This is a genomic window from Acinetobacter defluvii, assembly GCF_001704615.3.
GTDB classification, from domain to species: Bacteria; Pseudomonadota; Gammaproteobacteria; order Pseudomonadales; family Moraxellaceae; genus Acinetobacter; species Acinetobacter defluvii.
Window position 1 is genome coordinate 2,646,032 of the sequence record NZ_CP029397.2, and the last position, 19,705, is coordinate 2,665,736.

Genomic DNA, 19,705 nt, shown 5'->3' on the forward strand with positions numbered 1-19,705 from the left:
TTAGATTTAAATTGGATGAATATTTCATGAGCAATTTAGCTTTCTCTTCTTTCACGTTGATCGGTGTCGATGCACAAAAGTTTCTGCAAGGACAAGTGACTGTAAATACAGAATATTTGTCTGAAAATGTCACACAGTACACTGCGATTTGTGATTTGAAAGGTCGTATTCATTTTGGTTTGTGGTTAAAAAAACGTAATCCTGAAGAATTTGAACTCGTGACCACGCAAGATCAAGCTGAAGAGTTTGCCAAACATATTCAAAAATATGGTGCATTTTCTAAGATGAAACTTGAGCAAATTGGCGCAGTTTTTCCAACTTTAAATGGTGCTACAACTGACTTTTCTGACAGTGAAACTGATATTTCTGCTTGGAAAGTTGCTGCAATTCAGCAAGGTCAAGCCTACATTAATCAAGCGATTGAAGGTTTGTTTCAACCTCAGGAATTGCGTTTACATCAACGTGGTGCTGTGAATTATGACAAGGGTTGTTACTTGGGGCAGGAAGTGATTGCGCGTCTTTGGTTTAAGGCAAAACCGAAAGCGTGGTTACATGTGGTTCAGGGCTCAGGTGACGTTCCTGCGCAAGGTGAACAACTCAATAAAGGTGTGCAAGTCGTGAACAGCACTGCTTTTGAAAATGGTTTTATCGCCCTAGTCGTTGCTCGTCCTGAAGCTTTGACTGAGCTTGAAGTGACTGTTTTAGACTTACCTGAAAGTTTAAGTGGTGATGTGGCGAGACCGCAGTAAACTTCTAAAAAGCCACAAATAAAATTATTTGTGGCATCTACTCATTTAATAATTTTAAATAAAACAACAAGGATAATTCATGAAAAGAATTGGTATAACTATTATGGTATCTATCATTTCATCAGTAATTTTTGCCTTTGACTACCCTGAATTATCTGATCCGATTCAACAAAAATTTCTAAATTTATATCTTAGTGATCGTAATGATTTATACAAAAAAGATTTTTTTACACCATTAAAAACAGAGCACGAATGGTCATGCCAAATATCTAGAAATGAACAATACAAGCTTGCCAATCTCTTGTTGAACAAACCATTAGTAATAGAAAATGAACTAAATACTCAAGAAAAATCAGATAATACCTCTCAAGATGAAACAACAATAACAAACAGTAATGTTCAAATCATTCCTATGAAAGTTGAATGTGTAAATGGAAAAATTATGGGCGAAGTAAAACTTCGAACAGAATATGACAGACTACTTGACCAATATTTAAAAAATAGCCCTAATCAAACTAGAGTTATCTCTAAGATCCACAACATCACACTGAGTAGTGGCAACATAAAGGATGGAGCGTTAATAGGAACTACAAAATCTTTCACAAAGCTTATTACTCAATTAAAAATCAAAACTTCTCCAAACGAAGAGAAAAAAGAGTTTAGTAATCCAATAATCACCTTACAAATGAATTACAAAGATGATATCGGAAATACTGCATCATTTTCAGAAGAAACTGACTTTTATTTAACAGGGGGACAAATTCAAAATTTGAAAAGTGCTTTTATTGAAATAATAGATAAGAACCATACACGCAAAACTACATATAAAAATAATTATTTATCAATGATTGAGCTGTACAAAAATGAGATTCCTCATGGTGATCAGCTAGGTTACCTTGTCGGTATGGATGATAAAATTGATTTAATTGAAGCAGCCCTTCCTAGTTCACATCCTAAGTTAGTCACAATCAATGGTATTAATTACTTGGAAACTCATTTGTGTATGCTTGAAGGTGTTGAAGTAGATCAGTTTCCATGCATTACTGGTGACCAAAACACAGTTCATCCATAATTTTAATATAAAAAGTTTGCAGGAATAGCTGAAATATCTATTTCTGCCTCACATAATAAACCCCACCTGCTCGATCATCCGAAAAATAATAGGAATTTTCATCAATCCGATAAATATCAGCATGTCGCCCATTCACCTTTTTACCCACTAAAAACCCATCCATAAAAGTTTCAAGCTTTTGCTCTTTACGCATAATCACAATTTTATAACCATGACCAACTTTTTATCCGTTGAACCATGCAACACTTCTAAAAAGAGTTTTAAATTGCTTTGTGTATAATATTTTGATAATGCAATTTAAAAACTACTCACCTACAACATTCACATGATTAGTGAGAATAATCTCTTGCCCCAAACAAAGCTGTACCTATACGCACCATCGTTGAGCCAGCGGCAATTGCTTCATGCAAATCAGCAGACATGCCCATACTCAAAGTATCCCAATCTTCTGGATACGCATGTTTGGTTTTCACAGTATTAAACAACTGTCTTGCCTCTGCAAAAGCTGCCGTATGATTCGGTGCAGGAATCACCATTAAACCACGCAATCTTAAATGAGGAAGTTGACTAATTTGTGCAACCAATTCCGCCACTTCATGGGGCTGACAGCCATCTTTACTGTCCTGATCATCAATATTCACTTGCAAACAAATATTTAATGGTGTTTGTTGGGCTGTTCTTTGATTCGATAATCGCTCAGCAATAATCAAACGATCTACACCATGTACCCAAGCAAATTTTTCAGCCAAATGCTTAGTTTTATTGCGTTGTACATGCCCAATAAAATGCCATTCGATATTGAGGTCTTGAAGCTGTTCGATTTTCTCTAAGGCTTCTTGTAAATAATTTTCACCAAATGCTCGCTGTCCTGTTGCATACATTTCTTTTAATCGTGAGCTTGGGTGGGTTTTAGACACAGCCAATAATTGCACTTCTGAACGCTCACGCTGAGCAATTTGGCAAGCTTGCTTAATTTGATCGAGTACCAATTCACGTGCGTATTTTAAATCATTCATTGACAGTTATCTCATTTAAAAAAATTTCAGCTTCCAAGCAAGGAAATTGTTGGTTATGCTGAGTGAAAGCCTTATTATTCTACAAAATAATTAAGTAAATAGGTTTTACTTTGGGGACATTATGGATATTACAGAATTACTAGCTTTTTCCGTTAAAAACGGTGCATCAGATTTACACTTATCAGCAGGTATGCCACCGATGATTCGTGTCGATGGTGAGGTTCGTCGCATCAACCTTCCTGCTTTCGAACATAAAGATGTACATCGTCTTGTTTATGACATCATGAATGATAAACAGCGTCGTGATTATGAAGAACAACTGGAAACTGACTTTTCATTTGAAGTACCTGGCGTCGCACGTTTCCGTGTCAACGCATTTAACCAAAACCGGGGTGCTGGTGCGGTATTTCGTACCATTCCATCCAAAGTATTAACGATGGAAGATTTAGGTCTGGGACAAATCTTTAAAGATATTTGTGATTATCCACGTGGAATTGTGTTAGTGACAGGTCCTACAGGTTCTGGTAAATCCACCACATTGGCAGCCATGCTGGATTATATCAACGACAACCGCTATGACCATATCTTAACAGTTGAAGACCCAATCGAGTTTGTACATCAGTCTAAAAAATGTCTGATCAACCAGCGTGAAGTACATCGTGATACACACGGTTTTAATGAAGCACTCCGTTCAGCGCTGCGTGAAGACCCTGATATTATCTTGGTTGGTGAGATGCGTGACTTAGAAACGATTCGCTTGGCGCTTACTGCGGCGGAAACAGGTCACTTGGTGTTTGGTACACTGCATACTACCTCTGCGGCAAAAACGATTGACCGTGTGATTGACGTATTCCCTGCTGAAGAAAAAGACATGGTACGTGCCATGCTCTCTGAGTCTTTACAAGCGGTAATCTCACAGACGCTTTTAAAGAAAAATGGCGGTGGTCGTGTAGCAGCTCATGAGATCATGATCGGTGTACCTGCGATTCGTAACTTGATTCGTGAAAACAAAGTAGCACAGATGTATTCAGCCATTCAAACCGGTGCAAACTATGGTATGACGACATTGGATCAGAGCTTAAAGACTTTGGTATCCAAAGGCACGATCAGTCCACAAGTAGCACGTACTGCGGCAAAACAGCCAGAATCATTCTTATAAGAACAACATAAATTTGGGGAATTAGAATGGATTTTAATGATTTGCTCAACATGATGATTGAGCAAAAAGCATCGGATTTGTTTATTACTGCCGATGTTGAACCATCAATGAAAATTAATAGTCAAATTGTACCTGTGGTCAAAACCAAATTAACTGGAGAGTTAGTTGGGCAGATCATTCATTCGATTATGACGGATAAACAGCGCAAAGAATTTGCCGACACACGGGAATGTAACTTTGCGATTGTGAATAAAGACAAAACCGCACGTTTCCGTGTCAGCGCATTTCAACAACGTGACCAACCTGGAATGATTTTACGTCGTATCGAAACTACGATTCCGACGATGGAAGATCTAAAACTGCCACCGATTTTAAAAGATCTTGCGATGACCAAACGTGGCATCATCATTTTTGTTGGGGCGACAGGTACAGGTAAATCGACCTCTTTGGCATCACTGATTGGTTATCGAAATCAAAATTCCAAAGGGCATATCATTACCATCGAAGATCCGATTGAGTTTGTGCATGAACATGCAGGCTGTATTATCACGCAGCGTGAAGTCGGTATTGATACGGATTCTTTTGAAATCGCACTAAAAAATACCTTACGTCAAGCGCCTGATGTGATTTTAATCGGTGAGATTCGCTCTCGTGAAACCATGGATTATGCCATTGCCTTTGCTGAAACGGGGCACTTGGTTTTTGCAACCCTACATGCCAACAACGCTAACCAAGCGATTGACCGTATTATTCACTTCTTTGAGTCCGATCGGCATAGCCAATTGTTTATGGACTTATCCTTAAACTTAAAAGCAATGATTGCACAGCAATTGATTCCAACACCCGATGGTAATTCACGCCGTGCTGCTATTGAGATTCTCATTAACTCACCTTTAATTGCTGATTTAATTCGTAAAGGTGATGTACATGAAATCAAAGATTTGATGAAGCGCTCACGTGAACTGGGTATGCAGACATTTGACCAAGCACTCTTTGATCTCTATAAAGCAGGTCAAATTACCTATAAAGATGCACTGAAACACGCAGACTCACCAAACGACTTACGTCTACAAATTAAATTAGATGAAGAAGGTGGCGCACAGTTGTTAAATGCCAACAACAAACTTACGTTCGATGGTCAATAAATTATTCTTATTTATTTCAAGTACAAAAAAAGAGCAAATTTAAATTTGCTCTTTTTTTAATTTGTTGCATTTATGTGAGTTTATTTCTTGCGAAATGCATCCTGACATTCTTGTTCATCACAATAACCATACAGATTCAGTGAATGACCTGTTAAATTGAATCCAAATTGTTCAGCAACTTTATGCTGTTCATCTTCAATAATATCATTTGTAAATTCAATTACTTTATTACAATTTTGACATACAAGGTGATCGTGATGATCTTCTTGCATAATTTCAAAAACTGAATGGTTATTTTCAAAATGATGACGCTGAATAATTCCAGCCGCCTCAAACTGTGTTAACACACGATATACGGTTGCCAGACCAACATCTTCACCTTGTTCTAGTAATGTTTTATAAATGTCTTCCGCGCTCAAGTGATGTTGTCTTGAATTTTCTAATAATTCCAAAATCTTGATTCGTGGTAGGGTAACTTTAAGTCCAGCTTTGCGTAAATCTTGATTTGAAATAGCCATATACAAAGGTCTCTTAACAAATTTTAAGTTGGAATATGCAACAGAGTTGAGATGCAGTATGATCTATCCATCGATCAATTGCATCATAATTAATTTGGGATAGTGTAGCAAAATGCAAAAAATCATGCTGACGTTATTCGTCGCTTCTTTACTGGGTGGGTGTTCGGTATTCGGTGTATATAAAGTAGACATCCCTCAAGGAACACCACTGACCCAAGCACAAGCTTCAAAAGTTCAGGTTGGTATGAATTATCAACAAGTTCGCTTTTTACTCGGTAGTCCAACTGTGACAGATCCATTGAACCCATTACGTTGGGATTACCTGTATAACTATATCCCAGGAACTTATGCTAAGAAAGCCAAGATTCCAGCGGCACATGGTCAGCATTTAAAAATCTATTTTGATAACGCAGGCATCGTAAACAAAATAGAAGGCTTAGAAACCATACCTGAAACTCAACCAGGCTTGCCTGCTTCCAAAGAAGCAATTTTGAATGCGCCACCACTATAGACACTTTCAAATAAAAAGAAACCCCTTTATCAGGGGTTTTTATGATCAAGCACATAGTTTAAAGCGATGAGCCTAAGATGAGTTTATTTGGATAACAACTGACGATAGCGATTACCACGGCAGTAACGTCCAACTGGATTGGCTTTGGCTCGATTCCGACGAATGTCTTTTGGGTTAATGGTCAACGCACGATAAATTTCTACTCGATCCCCTGCTTTTAATTGTTGGCTTGCATCGCTAATTTTAATGCCAAAAATACCCAGTTGATATTTTTCAGGTAATTCAACCTGTGCTTGGATTCCACTTTTTGCAATCGCATCTAAGGCGGTCATTCCATCTTCGAAAGCCACTTCAATATGAAACTGTTGTGTTGGGGTTGCATAAGCAACCCAAACTTTTGCTGGGGGGATTTGATTGAGCACAGCCATTAGAATATCTGTCCAACAAATGCAATCATGGCAAGTACAATCGCCAGAGGTGTCACAATACGCACCGCAATACGCCAAATATTATAAAAAGCTTCGCTGCTAAAGTTCATGGCTTTGCGTAAATGACTAATTTTCATGATCCAGCCTACAAAAATAGCGTAGATCAAGCAAATCACTAAGCCCCACAGCATCAAGATCGGATTGAAAATCGCTGCACCATTTGGAATAGCCCAAACAAACAACGCCACCAATACAATTACGAACTGTAAAACAGGCGCAATTTGACGCTGGCTTAATTGCTCTTTTGCCAATTGTAATAACAAGGCAGCACTTACAATCGCAGCAAAAACCAATGCAAACGCAGGAATTTGTGCAGTGATAGCAAAGAAACCAAATGCAATCACAGCAATCAGCTGTGCAAACCAAATCGGTAATACAGAACTACTCGCTTGAGTTTCTTTGGCATGCAGTGTATTGGTTTGCCAATACAAACCTAAACCTAGACCACTTGCGACAAGTGCAAGAATCGTTGCATTCCCCCATTCTTTAAACTCAACTGGTGTGACATGCCACGGCTGTAGCGCTGTACCAAATACATTTGCAAGCACCAAAGATGCGATAACACCCAACGCTGTCAATAAAACTAAAATTTGGCGAGATAAAAATGACAATCCAAACGCAATCACAGCACAAATCACAAAGAACAGATTTTCCTGCAAGCCGATCTGACTAAATTGTGATGTACTTGATGTGACATTTGCTAAAATTGCACCCGCAAGAAATGGAATAAATGCAACCGAGAGCCATCCCACAATACGCCATTTTTGTGAAGCATCAGCATCACGCGTCAAACCTCCCAAAGCTGCAAGAGGGCTTTGTTTGGAACGCTTTGCTAAAGCAATTTCTAAATAAGTAATCGGCAATGCCAAAATTAACATTGTTGCTAACCACAACAACCAAAAATCAATTTGTCGATCAACCTGAATACCTAAACTCGGTGCTAAACCGACAATAATCATAAATGATAAACAAAATGCCATGAGCGGCGATAACCATCGTGACATACAATAATCCTACATGAGGTGTTTCATAATAAGTGTTGCTATTTTGCCTTTGTCGACACTGAAAATCAAAGAATAGACAAAAAAAAGCAAACCAGTTATGGTTTGCTGCGCTAGTAAGTTTCTTCGTTATTATTTTTCATTCTTATTATGTGTTAAGAGAAAAAGCGTTGGAACCAATTCTTTCCTTTTTTCTTTTCATTTTCATGAATAATGCCAATCATATTTTGTTTCACAGCACCAACGTAGTCAGCATCATCATGTTGAATGTGATTAATGAGCCATTTTGCCAACACTTCACTCAATTCATTTTCGATAGATTTACCTGCTTCAAAATCGTGACGATAACCTTCGATACGCTTAATAAATAAATCATGCACACGTTTATGTGGCACTTGATATTTATAGTTTGCTTCTTCTTGCAAACTCTCTTCGAAAGTAAAATGAGATTGCGTATAATCGATGATATTATCTAAAACGTCTTTGATTTTTGCACGATCTGTAATGACATCTACATTTTGTAAATCATTAATATAATCTAAAATGCGTTTGTGTTGATCATCAATAACTTCGATTCCTGTATTATATTCAGGAAGCCACTTCATACTCATACCAACACCCCATATAACTTAGAAAATATATCTACTTAGCATCCTTATGATAAGCGTGAAACAGAAAAATAAAAATGAAGCATTTTGGTCGGATTTAAGTTATTGTTTGACAAAAAAATATAATCTATTGTTTTATAGAGCGATAAATAAATAACCCAACTAAAAGGGTAAAGTATTTTTTAACCAATCTAACATCTAAGATAATGAAAATATTTAGAATATTGATTAGAATTAATTCATAAATATGTGGATTTTAAATATAAAATAAAACAATTCAATTTATTATTTTTATTTTATAAAAATAAGTTAAAAGCATATATAAAATATACCTTTATTTAAATATAAATCACATATCCCTTTAAAACTATTTTAATGGTATTTAATATTGATCGGCTTTGGTTACACGTTTTAAACTTGGGTCTTTTGCTTCACGTTGTAAACGTTCAACTACTGTCATTGCTTGTTTAATCGGTCGCCCGTGTTGAAATAAAATCATTTCCCCAGCCTGATAAGCTTGCCAAACTTCATTATGGGTTAATGGTTCAGTGGTAATCACCGCAACCCGATCCTCTGGTGTGGTCACTTCACTAAAATCAACTTCGACATCAAGATCAATCAAACTAGCATGTTGAAATGGATATTCACGTACAATCCAATGCAATTTTGTGGTTGCGTAACTAAAAAGCGCTTGCCCATTCGACAAACAAAAATTAAATGTACCATGCTCTGCAATTTGCGGAGAAATTTCTTTTAGAGCAGTAAAAATGTCGTTTAAAGCAGGTTCGTGATAACCAAATTTTTCCACAAGCTTATCGAGTAAATAACAAAATGATAATTCACTGTCTGTATTACCTACAGGGGTAAAACGCCCTGAAAGTCGTGGATGAAAATCATGTAAATCACCATTATGTGCAAAAATCCATTGTCTGCCCCATAGCTCACGCACAAAAGGATGTGAGTTTTCCAGCGTGATTTTACCTTGCGTTGCTTTACGAATATGTGCAATGACATTTCTTGACTTGATTGGATAGTTACGCACCAACTCCGCAATCGGAGACTCAACTGCGGACTGATTATCGACAAATAAACGGCATGCTTTATCTTCAAAAAATGCAATGCCAAAACCATCTGAATGATCAGACGTAATCCCTGCCCGTTGAGAAAAACCACGGAAAGAGAAAGTAATATCTGTCGGTGTTGCACAGTTCATTCCAAGTAGTTGGCACATAATCTTATTTGAACATAATCATGATGTGAACATTGTGCATCAGTCACACCTCGCTTGCAAATCTGAATATTTACAAACGAAATGTGTTTTTCTGAGATTAGGAGCGATTGACCATTTTATTTAGCACAAAATTCTTTGCAATTTCATTTACATCTAAAAATACAAAATAATCCAAACAGTTAAAATCCTGATCATGATACGCTTGCTGGGACAAACGGGCTTTCATTTTCAAATATACATCGAACAATTTAGGAATGCGTTCATCTTGTACAAAGCTAAATTCAGGATGCGTGGGTTCATAACTTGGTTTTGCGGGCACATCTATTGTTTGGTTTTTATTGAGCTTTTTAATAAATTGGTGGGTGTAATAGGCACGTGCTTTATTCTCCTCGAGGCGAATAGACACACATCCCATTAGGTGTTTGGCTTTCATCTTCCAAAGCACCATTGGTACTAAATTTAACCATAAAATAGACAATGCCTTACCATTACGATAGCGTGGATGCACACACGTACGACCAATTTCAACAATGTTATTTAAATGAGAAAACTGAGAAACATCAAACTCTTGAGCGCTATAACTATTTGCTAAATCATAACCTTGAACCAACTTTAAACGCGTATAAGCAACAATTTCATTACTCCACTTGTCACGCAATACTGCATGATGACAATCTAAGTCATATAAATCTTGATCTAAACCATTTTCAAACTGTATTCCAAATTGCTCTGAAAATTGTACTGCACGGAATTTTTGAATTTCTTTAAGTTGTTTAATGTCTTCTGCCCATTCAAATTTATATTGGGTTTGTGGTTTTTTAGGACGAGTTAATGGAAAACTAATGTTTTGTCTGTATTGATTTAATTTTGCTAACATAATTTAGAACTCCTTGTGCCTTTCATCACACTAGAGAATCTAAATGACAAACACATGACTAATTTATGAACATTAAAAAACACATGTATAAAAATATTATCCATTAAAATAAATAGATTGTGTCTTATTTTCTCTTTATAGAACAGTTTTATTGAAAAATAAAAAGTCTGCACTCGGCAGACTTGTGTTGTTACAAATACATTATTTTAGACAGCAATAGATTTTGTTCGGTTGGTAATCAATGTTCCCACACCATGATCAGTAAAGATCTCTAACAATGTCGCATGTGGAACACGACCATCGACAATATGCGCACTGACAACGCCACCTTTGACCGCATCCAAAGCACAACCGACCTTTGGAATCATACCGCCATAAATCACTCCTGTTTCGATCAGGTGATCAACTTCTTGAGTCGATAAACCTGTCAAAAGGTTTTTATTTTCATCCAAAACACCTGTGATATTGGTCAGTAAAATCAGTTTTTCTGCACCTAATGCTTCAGCAACTTTACCTGCGACTAAATCTGCATTGATATTATAAGTTTGACCGTCTTCATCTACACCTAAAGGAGCGATGACAGGAATAAAATCACTTTGGGTGAACATTTCCAATACATCCGTTTTCACACCAGTGACTTCCCCCACTAAACCAAGATCAATATGTTGTATAGCACCATCATCTTGAACTTTTTCCATCAACAATTTTTTAGCACGTAATAAATTACCGTCTTTACCTGTCAAACCAATGGCACGACCACCATGCTTATTAATCAAATTCACGATAGATTTGTTGACACTACCCCCTAGTACCATTTCTACAACTTCCATCGTTGCTGGATCAGTGACTCGCATCCCATCAATACGATCAGACTCTCGTCCTAACTGTTTAAGAAATGAGTCGACTTGAGGTCCACCACCATGTACCACAATCGGGTTAATGCCCACTGTTTTTAATAATACAATGTCACGTGCAAAAGAACTTTCCAAAGCTGGATCAGTCATCGCATTGCCACCATATTTTACTACTAGCGTTTTACCTGAAAAGCGTTGAATATACGGTAAAGCTTCTGTCAAAATTTGTGCTTTGTCAGTGCCAGTATGTTGATGTGGCATTACGCCTCTCCCCTTCAGAAATGGTAATTAATGAGCTTTTAAAATATCTTGAGCAATCATAGGATAATGATCGTGCAACATAGACGCAAATGTTCGTCGAATTTCATCTAAACGTGATGGATTATCTGCATCAAAACGGACTGTAAAAAACTCACCTGTATTTGATGCTCGAATAATGCCAAAACCATGATCAAAATCAAGTCGAATCCCATCTATTTTTATTAATTCTGCACCATAGCCTGTGCTGAGCTGTTCAATTTCACTCAAGACGGTTTTCGGGTTAGTGCTGTGAGTACTGATATAGGTATCTTCGGTATAACAACGTTCAGGATATGCTGCCAAAACTTGCGATAAAGTCATATTCGGTGGCAACTCACATAAATACTCCATCACTCTTAAAGCGGCATACAAACCATCGTCATAGCCCAAACCACGCCCATCATTAAAGACATAATGCCCAGCGTATTCACCCCCAAATACTGCCTGCCCTTTAGATTTGGTTAAATATTTGCGTAAAAAGCTACTCCCTGTACGGATCATAGTGGCTTTCCCGCCTAGTTTTTCAATCGTTTGGCGCACCATTGAAGAACATTTCACATCAAATACAACTTCTCGATGTGGATTTGCATGCAAACAAATTTGAGCAAACAGTGCCATCAAACGATCCGCAGAAATAATATGCGCATTTTCATCTAAAATGACGACACGATCACCATCACCATCAAGTGCGATCCCCAGATCCGCTTCATGGTTTAAAATATTCTGACGCAATAGTTCTAAATGTGTTGCTTGAGATGGATCAGGTGCATGATCAGGAAAATTCCCATCAGCATTACAACGTAAGGCAATCACTTCACAGCCTAATTTTTTAAGAATAATGTGTGAACAAAAACCTGCCGAACCATTTAAACCATCAATCACTACTTTCAGCGGACGTTTTAAATAAATATCTCGCAATATCGCAGTTTGATACGCGGTACAAAACTCGGCTTTAATCTCATGTTTAACATCAGGTAAGGCAATATTTACTTGATGTTGCGTTAAGAGTTGTTCGGCATTATTTCCAATCGCTTGAATCATCTCTGGGCATGGTGGCTCAGCATTAATGATCCATTTAATTCCATTGTCTGTTTTGGGATTATGACTTGCTGTGACAATAATGCCATTGCCTTGCGCTTTTCGCGCAGCAAAATACATTTGAGGGGAAGAACAACAACCTATCGAAATGACTTTAAAATCATTTTCTAAAAATACATTTTCAATAATTTTAGCAAAAATTGGGCTCGTCAAACGTGCATCATACCCAATTACAATCTGGTCTTGTTGCTGTTGTCGGTACTGATTGACTAATGCTTGTGCGATGCAATAAATCAATTCTGGTTTCAATAGCTCTACTTTTCCACGAATATCATATGCCCGAAAGATATGATGTGGAAATTCTAAGGAATTTATCATAAGCAATACTTCTAATGACTTTATCCCTCTAAATTGCCAGTATTAGAGCAATCTCAAATTAATATTTTCAGGATATCAGTCAATTCTATTAAAATTGTATTTACACTATATGTAACATTATCTCTTATTTTAAATATAATTTTAGTTACATTATTGTAGAAATTTAAAAAAGCCCGATAAACGGACTTTTTATTTAAAAATAATGTCTTAATTTTTACCCGTATGTCCAAAACCACCTGTGCCACGTGCAGTTGCCTCAAATTCATTTACAAGGTCAAACTCAGCCTGAACTACAGGAACCAATACATATTGTGCTAAACGCTCGCCTGGCTCTAAAGTAAATGTCGTTTGTCCACGGTTCCATACAGATACCATTAACTCACCTTGATAGTCTGAATCGATCAAACCGACTAAGTTACCTAAAACAATGCCATGTTTATGTCCTAAACCTGAACGAGGTAGCACTAAGCCTGCGAAACTTGGGTCTTGGATATAAATCGCCAAACCTGTTTTCACTAAAACTGTTTGTCCAGGCTCAATTTGTGTCGCCTCTTCAACACATGCACGAAGATCCAAACCTGCTGAACCTGTCGTTGCATAGGTTGGCATCGGCCATTTTTGACCTAGACGTGGATCAAGTACCTTTACTTGAACTTTCATATTAAAATCCTATATTCAATCAAACAGAAAAAGTCATCAGCGCTCTAGTTTTGAAAAACTCAAAAGTCTTAGAGCGCTTTAAAGCAAATTAAATCAAAATATATTCAGGCACTAACGCTTTAATAATGCTTTTAAATTTTGCAAATAATGTTGTGCTTGTTGTTTCGGATCGACATGTTCAGCCAGTTTTTTCTTACGACCTAGCCAATCCAACTCATCTTGTGGCAACTCATCCAAGAAGCGGCTTGGGGTCATTTGCTTCATTTGCCCGCCATTTTTACGTTGTTCAGCAAGCGTCAATGTCAGCCCTTGTTGTGCTCGGGTAATCCCCACATACATCAAACGACGTTCTTCTTCGATGGTTTCAGCTGCAATCGAATTTTTATGGGGTAGTAATTCTTCCTCTAAGCCCATAATGTAGACAAATGGAAACTCCAAACCTTTTGACGCATGTAGTGTTAATAAGTTGACTTTATCTGTATCTTCTTCTTCCTGTTGTTGCTCCAGCATATCGAGCAGCACCATTTTACGAATCACACTTTCGATATTTTTTTCATCCACATCTTCAGCACGATTGATCAAACTTTGGATACTGCTATACAGCATTTCCACATTGTCCAATTTAGTCTTTTCTTGTGCAGGTGTGGCTGCCGTTTCACGTAAATAATCAATATATCCTGCTTCCATCATCATCTGACGAATTTTGGGTACAGGCTCATCATCATCTAACAATTCACGGGTAAAGTTAGCGATAAAATCCGCAAACTCAGCAAGTTGAGTGGTGGCTTTTTTCGGCATAACCATGCTTAAACGCTGATCACTTGCTGCAGCTAAAAGTGATAAATGATTTTCTTGGGCAAATAGACCCAGTTTTTCGAGTGTAACAGGACCAATCGCACGTTTTGGGGTATTGATAATGCGTAAAAAAGCACTGTCATCTTCAGGGTTAATAATCACCCTTAAATAACTCATGATGTCTTTGATTTCAGCACGTGCGAAGAAAGACTGACCACCTGAGAGTTTATATGGAATTTGCATCTGACGCAGTTGTGTTTCGAGGACACGTGCTTGGAAATTTCCACGATATAACACCGCATAATCTTTCCAATTTTTGCCATTCATGAGTTTATGTGTCAGCAAATCCTTCACCACACGTTCAGACTCATCATCATCATTTCGGCAAGTGATGACACGAATCACTTCACCATGTCCTTTGTCACTCCACAGTTTTTTATCAAAGATATGTGGATTGTTATCAATTACATGGTTTGCTGCTTTTAAAATACGACTGGTTGAGCGGTAATTTTGCTCAAGCTTAATCACTTTTAAATTATGAAAATCTTCTTTAAGCAACGCCATATTTTCAGGCTTTGCACCACGCCATGCGTAGATAGATTGATCATCATCACCAACTGCGGTGAATTGCCCCATCACACCCACCAATAATTTCACTAAAATGTACTGTGCGGTGTTGGTATCTTGATATTCATCCACCAATAAATAACGTACACGATTTTGCCAACGCTCACGTACTTCAGCATTTTCTTGCAAAAGGCGTGTTGGCATCACGATTAAGTCGTCAAAATCCACTGCATTATAGGCACGTAGATTACGTTCATAGAGTTGATACAAATGTGCAAACTGAACATCTTCTGTGGTTTCACACGTATTATGTGCTTGCTCAGGTAAAATCAGATCATTTTTCCAATCCGAAATTTTCTTCATGGCTTTAGCAATTAAATCTTTGCTTTCCGCACCTGATAAATTATCACGATGCATCAAATCCATTAGAATACGTTTACAGTCATCTGCATCTAATATCGAAAAATTATTTTTTAATGGCGTATGTTTCAATTCTAAACGTAAGAGATTTAAGCCAAAAGTATGGAAGGTTGAAACTGAAAGTCCTTTGCCTTCTTCTTTACCTAGTAATTTGCCCACACGTTCTTTCATTTCACGTGCAGCTTTATTGGTAAATGTCATTGCCGTGATACGGTATGCTGGAATACCACACTGTTGTACAAGATAGGCAATTTTACGCGTAATCACTGAAGTTTTGCCTGAACCTGCCCCTGCAAGTACTAACAAGGGTCCTTGAGTATATTTCATGGCTTCAAGTTGCTTGTCATTCAACTGACTTGCTTTTGACATTGTTGATCCTCTAAAAACTTCGAGCTCGATTATAGTCATCAAAACAAGTCTTGCCTAATTTTTCATGACATTTTCCAAGCTTTTTAACAAATAAAAAACCACCCGAAGGTGGTTTCTTAAATCCGCTTAATTACGAATTAATAACGAGCATTATTTAGTTTCATAAACTGTAATTTCTACACGACGGTTTTGTTCACGACCTGCAGCTGTTGAGTTATCTGCGATCGGAGAAGTTGAACCATAACCACGTGCGGTCATACGAGAAGCTGAGATCCCTTGACCTGCAAGATAATTTAATACTGAGTTAGCACGGTTTTGAGACAATGGAATATTGATTGAATCATTACCTGTGTTATCTGTATGACCATGAATAACCAGTGCTAATTTACCAGCAGTACCACCTTCCGCTAATACACGTGCTACGTCATTTAACGCAGATTGGAAACGCGGTTGAATTGATGCCGAGTTAGTTGCGAAAGTTACACTCGGCATAATCATGTTGATCGAACCATCTTGGTTACGGTTTACATCAACACCTGTACCAGCAAGTTCTTGACGTAAACGCTTTTCTTTTTGGTCAAGAAGCGCACCCGCACCCGCACCCACGACCGCACCAATTGCAGCCGCTTGACCCATTTTGTCTTTGTCGGCATTTGAGTAAGCAATACCAGCGCCTAATAATGCGCCTAAGCCAGTACCAATGGCTGCTTTATCATATTCCATGTTTTGGCAACCTGAAAGTGCCAAAGCCCCTACTACAGCTGAGATTACAAGTGCACGCATTACATGCCTCCAAGGTTAGTGTTTTTCTATGTCATCATCATGATTTAAATCATGCGCTTAAACCATTGACATTTTGTTAAAAATACCGCAATTCGTTACATTTTGAAATAAATAAGCGAGTATTTTCAGCGTAGTTCATCATAATTTATACATAGTTCAGAATTCGGACTTTTTAATTGCATGAACAAAGTCTATATTTAGGACAACTCATGTACAAATAAAACTCTTTTCTAGGACTTTTTTATGTCATCTCAACAACAGAAACAACCTTTTTTAAAAAAAATAAGCAAAGGCTTAACTGTGGGTTCTGTGATTACAGGAAGTACTTTTTTTCATGGACCGCCAGTACTTGCGCTAGGTTTGACCAAGTTATTTAAAAAATCCAAGAAAGTCGATGAAACTAATATCCAAATTACCAATAGTTGGTTAAGTGTGAATAATTGGTTAATTGATCACATATTACCAGAAACCCAGTGGGATATTTCTGTCGATGATGCGCTTGATCTCAATATGCAGGGGCGTTATCTAATGACCTGTAATCATCAAAGCTGGGTGGATACCACAGTCAACCAATATTTTGGTTTAACACGTATGCCACTTACCCGTTTCTTTACCAAATGGGAACTTATTTTCATCCCATTTGTTGGGCAAGCCTTTAAAATTTTAGGTTTTCCAATGATGAAGCGTCACAGCAAAGCACAAATTAAAAAAAATCCTGATTTAAAACATAAAGATATGGCAGAGGCTCGTAAAGCATGTGAACAATTGCTGAGTCAACCATTCACCTTGTTAAATTATTTAGAAGGTACACGATTTACTCCAGAGAAACATCAACAGCAACACTCTCCATTTACCAACTTATTAAAGCCTAAAGCTGGTGGTTTGGCTTTGGCTTTGAATATATTAGGAGATCAAATTGACGCTTTGGTTGACATGACCATTGTCTATCCTGATGGTGCGCCTGGTTATGGTGAGTTTTGGTTAGGTGAAGTACCTCGTATTGCGGTTAATCTGCGTAAAATAGAGATCCCGACTTGGGTCTTAGGTGGCGATTATGAAGAAGATGCTGAATATCGTGCCAAGTTTCAAAAATGGGTAGATGAATTATGGCAAGATAAAGATCAACTCATCACCACCATGAAACAGAAATATCAACACTAAAAATAGCATCACAAATACAAGGATCGTTATGACAGAACAGGCTGCAACAAAGAAAAAGACTTTTCGTCCAGACAATCATAATACTTTGGGCTGGAAACTCTTTTTAGTGTATGACATTTTTATGATGGGCATCATTGTCTTCAACCTGTTTTGTCTATGCGCCAATTTATTTCTCATGAGCAGTTTTGGGAAATTATTTTTTGATGAAATCCATTTACCTGAGGTTTTAGCCTTTTATAAATCGGACTTACATCCGTGGGTGATTAAAACTGAAGGATGGTTTATTTTATTTTTGGTGGCTGAGCTCAGTATCCGTTGGTTGGTTGCAATCGTCTATAAACATCATCAACGTTGGTTCTTTTTTCCATTTATTCATTGGTATGAAGTATTAGCGATTATTCCTTATTTACGTTTTTTACGTTTAATTCGTGCAGGGATTATTGCCTACCGTTTACATGAACTGGGTTATAAAGTCATCCCTGACAATATCATGAAAAAGGTTTTATTTTACTATCGTGTGGTTATGGAGGAGTTGTCTGATCGCGTAGTTGTTTCAGTAATTGATGGTATTAAATATGAACTGGATAATAGTTCGAGCCATAAAAAAATTATTCATGATTTGGTCGATCATCACCGAGATATGTTTGCACAGGCTTTGGCTGAAATTTTACAAGAAGCATTGGCGACAGAATTGAAGGCTCAACAACGTTTAATTGCTGATAATGTTGGACATATCGTCAAGCAAGCGATTGAAGATACACCGCAGTTAACTCAATTACTGAGATTAATTCCAATTGCGGGTGGTATGATTGAAAATCAAATTCAAAGTATTGGTCAGCGCTTAGGTGAAAATATTACCAATGGCTTAATTGATCCTTTGACCGAAGGGACAGCCACACAACCCAATCAAATTTATACCTTGATCTCTGACAAAGTCAGTCATTTAAATATTGAAAATAAAGCCTTGGAAGAGTTAGTTGAGTCGGCGGTTTATGAAAGCTTAGAATCCTTGCGTAAACAAGTCAAAATTAAACAATGGCAGATCGAGTTAGAACAATACGATCAAAGCAAAGACTAAGTGATTCAAAGATTGAACAAATCAATGCAAATATTTGTATCTATGCTAGAGAAATCCTTCATTTTGCTCTAGCATTTGTGCAGTTTTGACCGTTTGACTTTATTTATAATTTTCAGGTGATAAGCCTTTAAGGAATAGTTATGGCTGATATACGGATTACAGGCAGAATGGTTAATTTTACCCGATTAACCTTTGATACAAATGATCAAGATGCCATCCGCCAGCAACTTAGCGCAATGATGAAAGAAACCTCTTATCAAGGGGCTTTAGTGATCCTCGACAGTAGTGTTGAGCAGGAACTCATTGCACTCATTCAGCTTTTAATTAGCCTAGATTTACAACCGATGGGCGTGATTGATGGTGTCTTAGGTGATCAAGCACGTGCCATTCAGTTCCCCGTATTACCTGCTGATCGCCCTTTACAGCGTATTAAAGCAACCAAGGAACAAGCTATCGCAGCCGCAGTAAAAGCCCCTGATGCTAGCCAAAGTACAGATACGCCATCGACTGTTACACAACAACAAACAACGATTAGTCATATTACGTCATATCATGATGAAATTTTGCGAACTGGGCAATGTCTAGTACAAGACCATGGTGATATTATTTTGAACGCAGGCATAAATAGTGGCTCTGAAGTGATTGCTTCAGGAAATATACATATTTATGGCAGTGTTCGTGGTAGAGTCATCGCAGGTGCAGGTGGAAATACTGCAGCAAGAATTTTTTGTCATTCCTTAGAAGCCGAATTGGTTTCTATTGCGGGAACATATTGCGTAGCAGATGATATTCCAGCGGAATTCATTAAAAAGTCTGTGCATATTTACTTGAATGACCAACAAGAACTTGAGTTTTCAGTTCTGCAATTTTAATGTATAAATTAACACCATAATAAACTCCCCTCGCAAAGGGGATGAATGACCATAA

General features: G+C 37.5%; 20 protein-coding genes and 1 pseudogene. 8 read left to right on the forward strand and 13 right to left on the reverse strand.

All coding sequences use genetic code 11. The annotated features are described in order from the left end of the window. The first annotated feature begins 26 nt into the window (after positions 1-26). Together ygfZ and DJ533_RS15125 are read left to right on the forward strand one after the other, a co-directional pair. Positions 27-749: a CAF17-like 4Fe-4S cluster assembly/insertion protein YgfZ gene (ygfZ, locus tag DJ533_RS15120; RefSeq protein ID WP_065994221.1), complete on the forward strand. Its 723-nt coding sequence runs from the start codon at positions 27-29 to the stop codon at positions 747-749. Positions 750-828: 79 nt separating this feature from the next. Then, positions 829-1,821, forward strand: a complete 993-nt coding sequence (locus tag DJ533_RS15125; RefSeq protein WP_065994222.1) for a hypothetical protein — start codon at positions 829-831, stop codon at positions 1,819-1,821. Between the two features lie 37 nt (positions 1,822-1,858). On the opposite strand, the pseudogene DJ533_RS15130 reads toward DJ533_RS15125, so the two are convergent. Next, positions 1,859-2,076: pseudogene (locus DJ533_RS15130) on the reverse strand (glucose/sorbosone dehydrogenase); the annotation flags it as partial. A gap of 74 nt (positions 2,077-2,150) precedes the next feature. After that, positions 2,151-2,837, reverse strand: coding sequence for a YggS family pyridoxal phosphate-dependent enzyme (locus tag DJ533_RS15135; protein ID WP_065994223.1), 687 nt, complete (start codon positions 2,835-2,837; stop codon positions 2,151-2,153). 121 nt (positions 2,838-2,958) lie between these two features. On the opposite strand from DJ533_RS15135, the gene DJ533_RS15140 reads away from it, so the two are divergent. Both DJ533_RS15140 and DJ533_RS15145 read left to right on the forward strand, forming a co-directional pair. Next, positions 2,959-3,996: a type IV pilus twitching motility protein PilT gene (locus tag DJ533_RS15140; protein ID WP_065994224.1), complete on the forward strand. Its 1,038-nt coding sequence runs from the start codon at positions 2,959-2,961 to the stop codon at positions 3,994-3,996. A gap of 26 nt (positions 3,997-4,022) precedes the next feature. Further along, positions 4,023-5,141 (forward strand): PilT/PilU family type 4a pilus ATPase, encoded by a 1,119-nt coding sequence (locus DJ533_RS15145; protein ID WP_065994225.1) that lies wholly within the window; start codon positions 4,023-4,025, stop codon positions 5,139-5,141. 80 nt (positions 5,142-5,221) lie between these two features. Here the strand turns inward: DJ533_RS15145 and fur are convergent, their stop codons facing one another. Next, positions 5,222-5,659 carry a ferric iron uptake transcriptional regulator gene (gene fur, locus DJ533_RS15150; protein ID WP_065994226.1) on the reverse strand — a complete coding sequence of 146 codons (438 nt, stop codon included), beginning with the start codon at positions 5,657-5,659 and terminating at the stop codon, positions 5,222-5,224. Positions 5,660-5,771: 112 nt separating this feature from the next. Here fur and DJ533_RS15155 point away from each other — a divergent pair, with 112 nt between their 5' ends. Then, positions 5,772-6,170, forward strand: coding sequence for an outer membrane protein assembly factor BamE (locus tag DJ533_RS15155; protein WP_065994227.1), 399 nt, complete (start codon positions 5,772-5,774; stop codon positions 6,168-6,170). A gap of 83 nt (positions 6,171-6,253) precedes the next feature. Here the strand turns inward: DJ533_RS15155 and DJ533_RS15160 are convergent, their stop codons facing one another. From DJ533_RS15160 to DJ533_RS15205, 10 genes are all read right to left on the reverse strand, one after another. Beyond that, entirely contained in the window at positions 6,254-6,598 is a 345-nt protein-coding gene (locus DJ533_RS15160) for an RnfH family protein (protein ID WP_065994228.1), read from the reverse strand. After that, complete coding sequence (locus DJ533_RS15165) at positions 6,598-7,662, reverse strand: hypothetical protein (RefSeq protein WP_065994229.1); 1,065 nt, start codon at positions 7,660-7,662, stop codon at positions 6,598-6,600. The genes DJ533_RS15160 and DJ533_RS15165 overlap by 1 nt, the downstream gene beginning before the upstream one ends. Positions 7,663-7,814: 152 nt before the next feature. Next, on the reverse strand, positions 7,815-8,270 hold the full coding sequence (locus DJ533_RS15170; RefSeq protein ID WP_065994230.1) for a bacteriohemerythrin: 456 nt from the start codon (positions 8,268-8,270) through the stop codon (positions 7,815-7,817). 379 nt (positions 8,271-8,649) lie between these two features. Further along, positions 8,650-9,498, reverse strand: coding sequence for a class II glutamine amidotransferase (locus DJ533_RS15175; RefSeq protein WP_065994231.1), 849 nt, complete (start codon positions 9,496-9,498; stop codon positions 8,650-8,652). Positions 9,499-9,595: 97 nt separating this feature from the next. Continuing rightward, positions 9,596-10,375: a GNAT family N-acetyltransferase gene (locus DJ533_RS15180; protein WP_065994232.1), complete on the reverse strand. Its 780-nt coding sequence runs from the start codon at positions 10,373-10,375 to the stop codon at positions 9,596-9,598. Positions 10,376-10,581: 206 nt separating this feature from the next. Further along, positions 10,582-11,490 (reverse strand): acetylglutamate kinase, encoded by a 909-nt coding sequence (gene argB / locus DJ533_RS15185; protein ID WP_065994233.1) that lies wholly within the window; start codon positions 11,488-11,490, stop codon positions 10,582-10,584. Between the two features lie 27 nt (positions 11,491-11,517). After that, entirely contained in the window at positions 11,518-12,945 is a 1,428-nt protein-coding gene (locus DJ533_RS15190) for a phosphomannomutase/phosphoglucomutase (protein WP_065994234.1), read from the reverse strand. A 207-nt stretch (positions 12,946-13,152) separates the two neighbouring features. Beyond that, positions 13,153-13,605: a dUTP diphosphatase gene (gene dut, locus DJ533_RS15195; protein ID WP_065994235.1), complete on the reverse strand. Its 453-nt coding sequence runs from the start codon at positions 13,603-13,605 to the stop codon at positions 13,153-13,155. Positions 13,606-13,716: 111 nt separating this feature from the next. Further along, entirely contained in the window at positions 13,717-15,756 is a 2,040-nt protein-coding gene (locus tag DJ533_RS15200; RefSeq protein WP_065994236.1) for a UvrD-helicase domain-containing protein, read from the reverse strand. A 150-nt stretch (positions 15,757-15,906) separates the two neighbouring features. Beyond that, on the reverse strand, positions 15,907-16,539 hold the full coding sequence (locus tag DJ533_RS15205) for an OmpA family protein (RefSeq protein ID WP_065994237.1): 633 nt from the start codon (positions 16,537-16,539) through the stop codon (positions 15,907-15,909). Between the two features lie 243 nt (positions 16,540-16,782). Here DJ533_RS15205 and DJ533_RS15210 point away from each other — a divergent pair, with 243 nt between their 5' ends. The 3 genes from DJ533_RS15210 to minC all read left to right on the forward strand — a co-directional run bounded on the left by DJ533_RS15210 (position 16,783) and on the right by minC (position 19,650). Next, a complete protein-coding gene (locus tag DJ533_RS15210) occupies positions 16,783-17,700 on the forward strand; it encodes an acyltransferase (protein WP_065994238.1) in 918 nt (305 codons plus the stop codon). A 28-nt stretch (positions 17,701-17,728) separates the two neighbouring features. Further along, on the forward strand, positions 17,729-18,778 hold the full coding sequence (locus tag DJ533_RS15215) for a hypothetical protein (RefSeq protein WP_065994239.1): 1,050 nt from the start codon (positions 17,729-17,731) through the stop codon (positions 18,776-18,778). A 140-nt stretch (positions 18,779-18,918) separates the two neighbouring features. Further along, the gene (gene minC / locus DJ533_RS15220; protein ID WP_065994240.1) at positions 18,919-19,650 is read left to right on the forward strand and encodes a septum site-determining protein MinC; all 732 of its coding nucleotides are present in this window, start codon (positions 18,919-18,921) and stop codon (positions 19,648-19,650) included. The last annotated feature ends 55 nt before the right edge of the window (positions 19,651-19,705 follow it).

Excerpts from the sequence above, each read along its gene's own strand:
- DJ533_RS15135 (WP_065994223.1), bottom strand. The coding sequence starts at position 2,837 with ATGAATGATTTAAAATACGCACGTGAATTGGTACTCGATCAAATTAAG.
- DJ533_RS15170 (WP_065994230.1), bottom strand. The coding sequence starts at position 8,270 with ATGAGTATGAAGTGGCTTCCTGAATATAATACAGGAATCGAAGTTATT.
- fur (WP_065994226.1), bottom strand. The coding sequence starts at position 5,659 with ATGGCTATTTCAAATCAAGATTTACGCAAAGCTGGACTTAAAGTTACC.
- ygfZ (WP_065994221.1), top strand. The coding sequence starts at position 27 with ATGAGCAATTTAGCTTTCTCTTCTTTCACGTTGATCGGTGTCGATGCA.
- DJ533_RS15165 (WP_065994229.1), bottom strand. The coding sequence starts at position 7,662 with ATGTCACGATGGTTATCGCCGCTCATGGCATTTTGTTTATCATTTATG.
- DJ533_RS15145 (WP_065994225.1), top strand. The coding sequence starts at position 4,023 with ATGGATTTTAATGATTTGCTCAACATGATGATTGAGCAAAAAGCATCG.
- DJ533_RS15175 (WP_065994231.1), bottom strand. The coding sequence starts at position 9,498 with ATGTGCCAACTACTTGGAATGAACTGTGCAACACCGACAGATATTACT.
- DJ533_RS15160 (WP_065994228.1), bottom strand. The coding sequence starts at position 6,598 with ATGGCTGTGCTCAATCAAATCCCCCCAGCAAAAGTTTGGGTTGCTTAT.
- dut (WP_065994235.1), bottom strand. The coding sequence starts at position 13,605 with ATGAAAGTTCAAGTAAAGGTACTTGATCCACGTCTAGGTCAAAAATGG.
- DJ533_RS15140 (WP_065994224.1), top strand. The coding sequence starts at position 2,959 with ATGGATATTACAGAATTACTAGCTTTTTCCGTTAAAAACGGTGCATCA.
- DJ533_RS15190 (WP_065994234.1), bottom strand. The coding sequence starts at position 12,945 with ATGATAAATTCCTTAGAATTTCCACATCATATCTTTCGGGCATATGAT.
- DJ533_RS15210 (WP_065994238.1), top strand. The coding sequence starts at position 16,783 with ATGTCATCTCAACAACAGAAACAACCTTTTTTAAAAAAAATAAGCAAA.
- minC (WP_065994240.1), top strand. The coding sequence starts at position 18,919 with ATGGCTGATATACGGATTACAGGCAGAATGGTTAATTTTACCCGATTA.
- DJ533_RS15215 (WP_065994239.1), top strand. The coding sequence starts at position 17,729 with ATGACAGAACAGGCTGCAACAAAGAAAAAGACTTTTCGTCCAGACAAT.
- DJ533_RS15155 (WP_065994227.1), top strand. The coding sequence starts at position 5,772 with ATGCAAAAAATCATGCTGACGTTATTCGTCGCTTCTTTACTGGGTGGG.
- DJ533_RS15200 (WP_065994236.1), bottom strand. The coding sequence starts at position 15,756 with ATGTCAAAAGCAAGTCAGTTGAATGACAAGCAACTTGAAGCCATGAAA.
- DJ533_RS15205 (WP_065994237.1), bottom strand. The coding sequence starts at position 16,539 with ATGCGTGCACTTGTAATCTCAGCTGTAGTAGGGGCTTTGGCACTTTCA.
- DJ533_RS15180 (WP_065994232.1), bottom strand. The coding sequence starts at position 10,375 with ATGTTAGCAAAATTAAATCAATACAGACAAAACATTAGTTTTCCATTA.
- argB (WP_065994233.1), bottom strand. The coding sequence starts at position 11,490 with ATGCCACATCAACATACTGGCACTGACAAAGCACAAATTTTGACAGAA.
- DJ533_RS15125 (WP_065994222.1), top strand. The coding sequence starts at position 829 with ATGAAAAGAATTGGTATAACTATTATGGTATCTATCATTTCATCAGTA.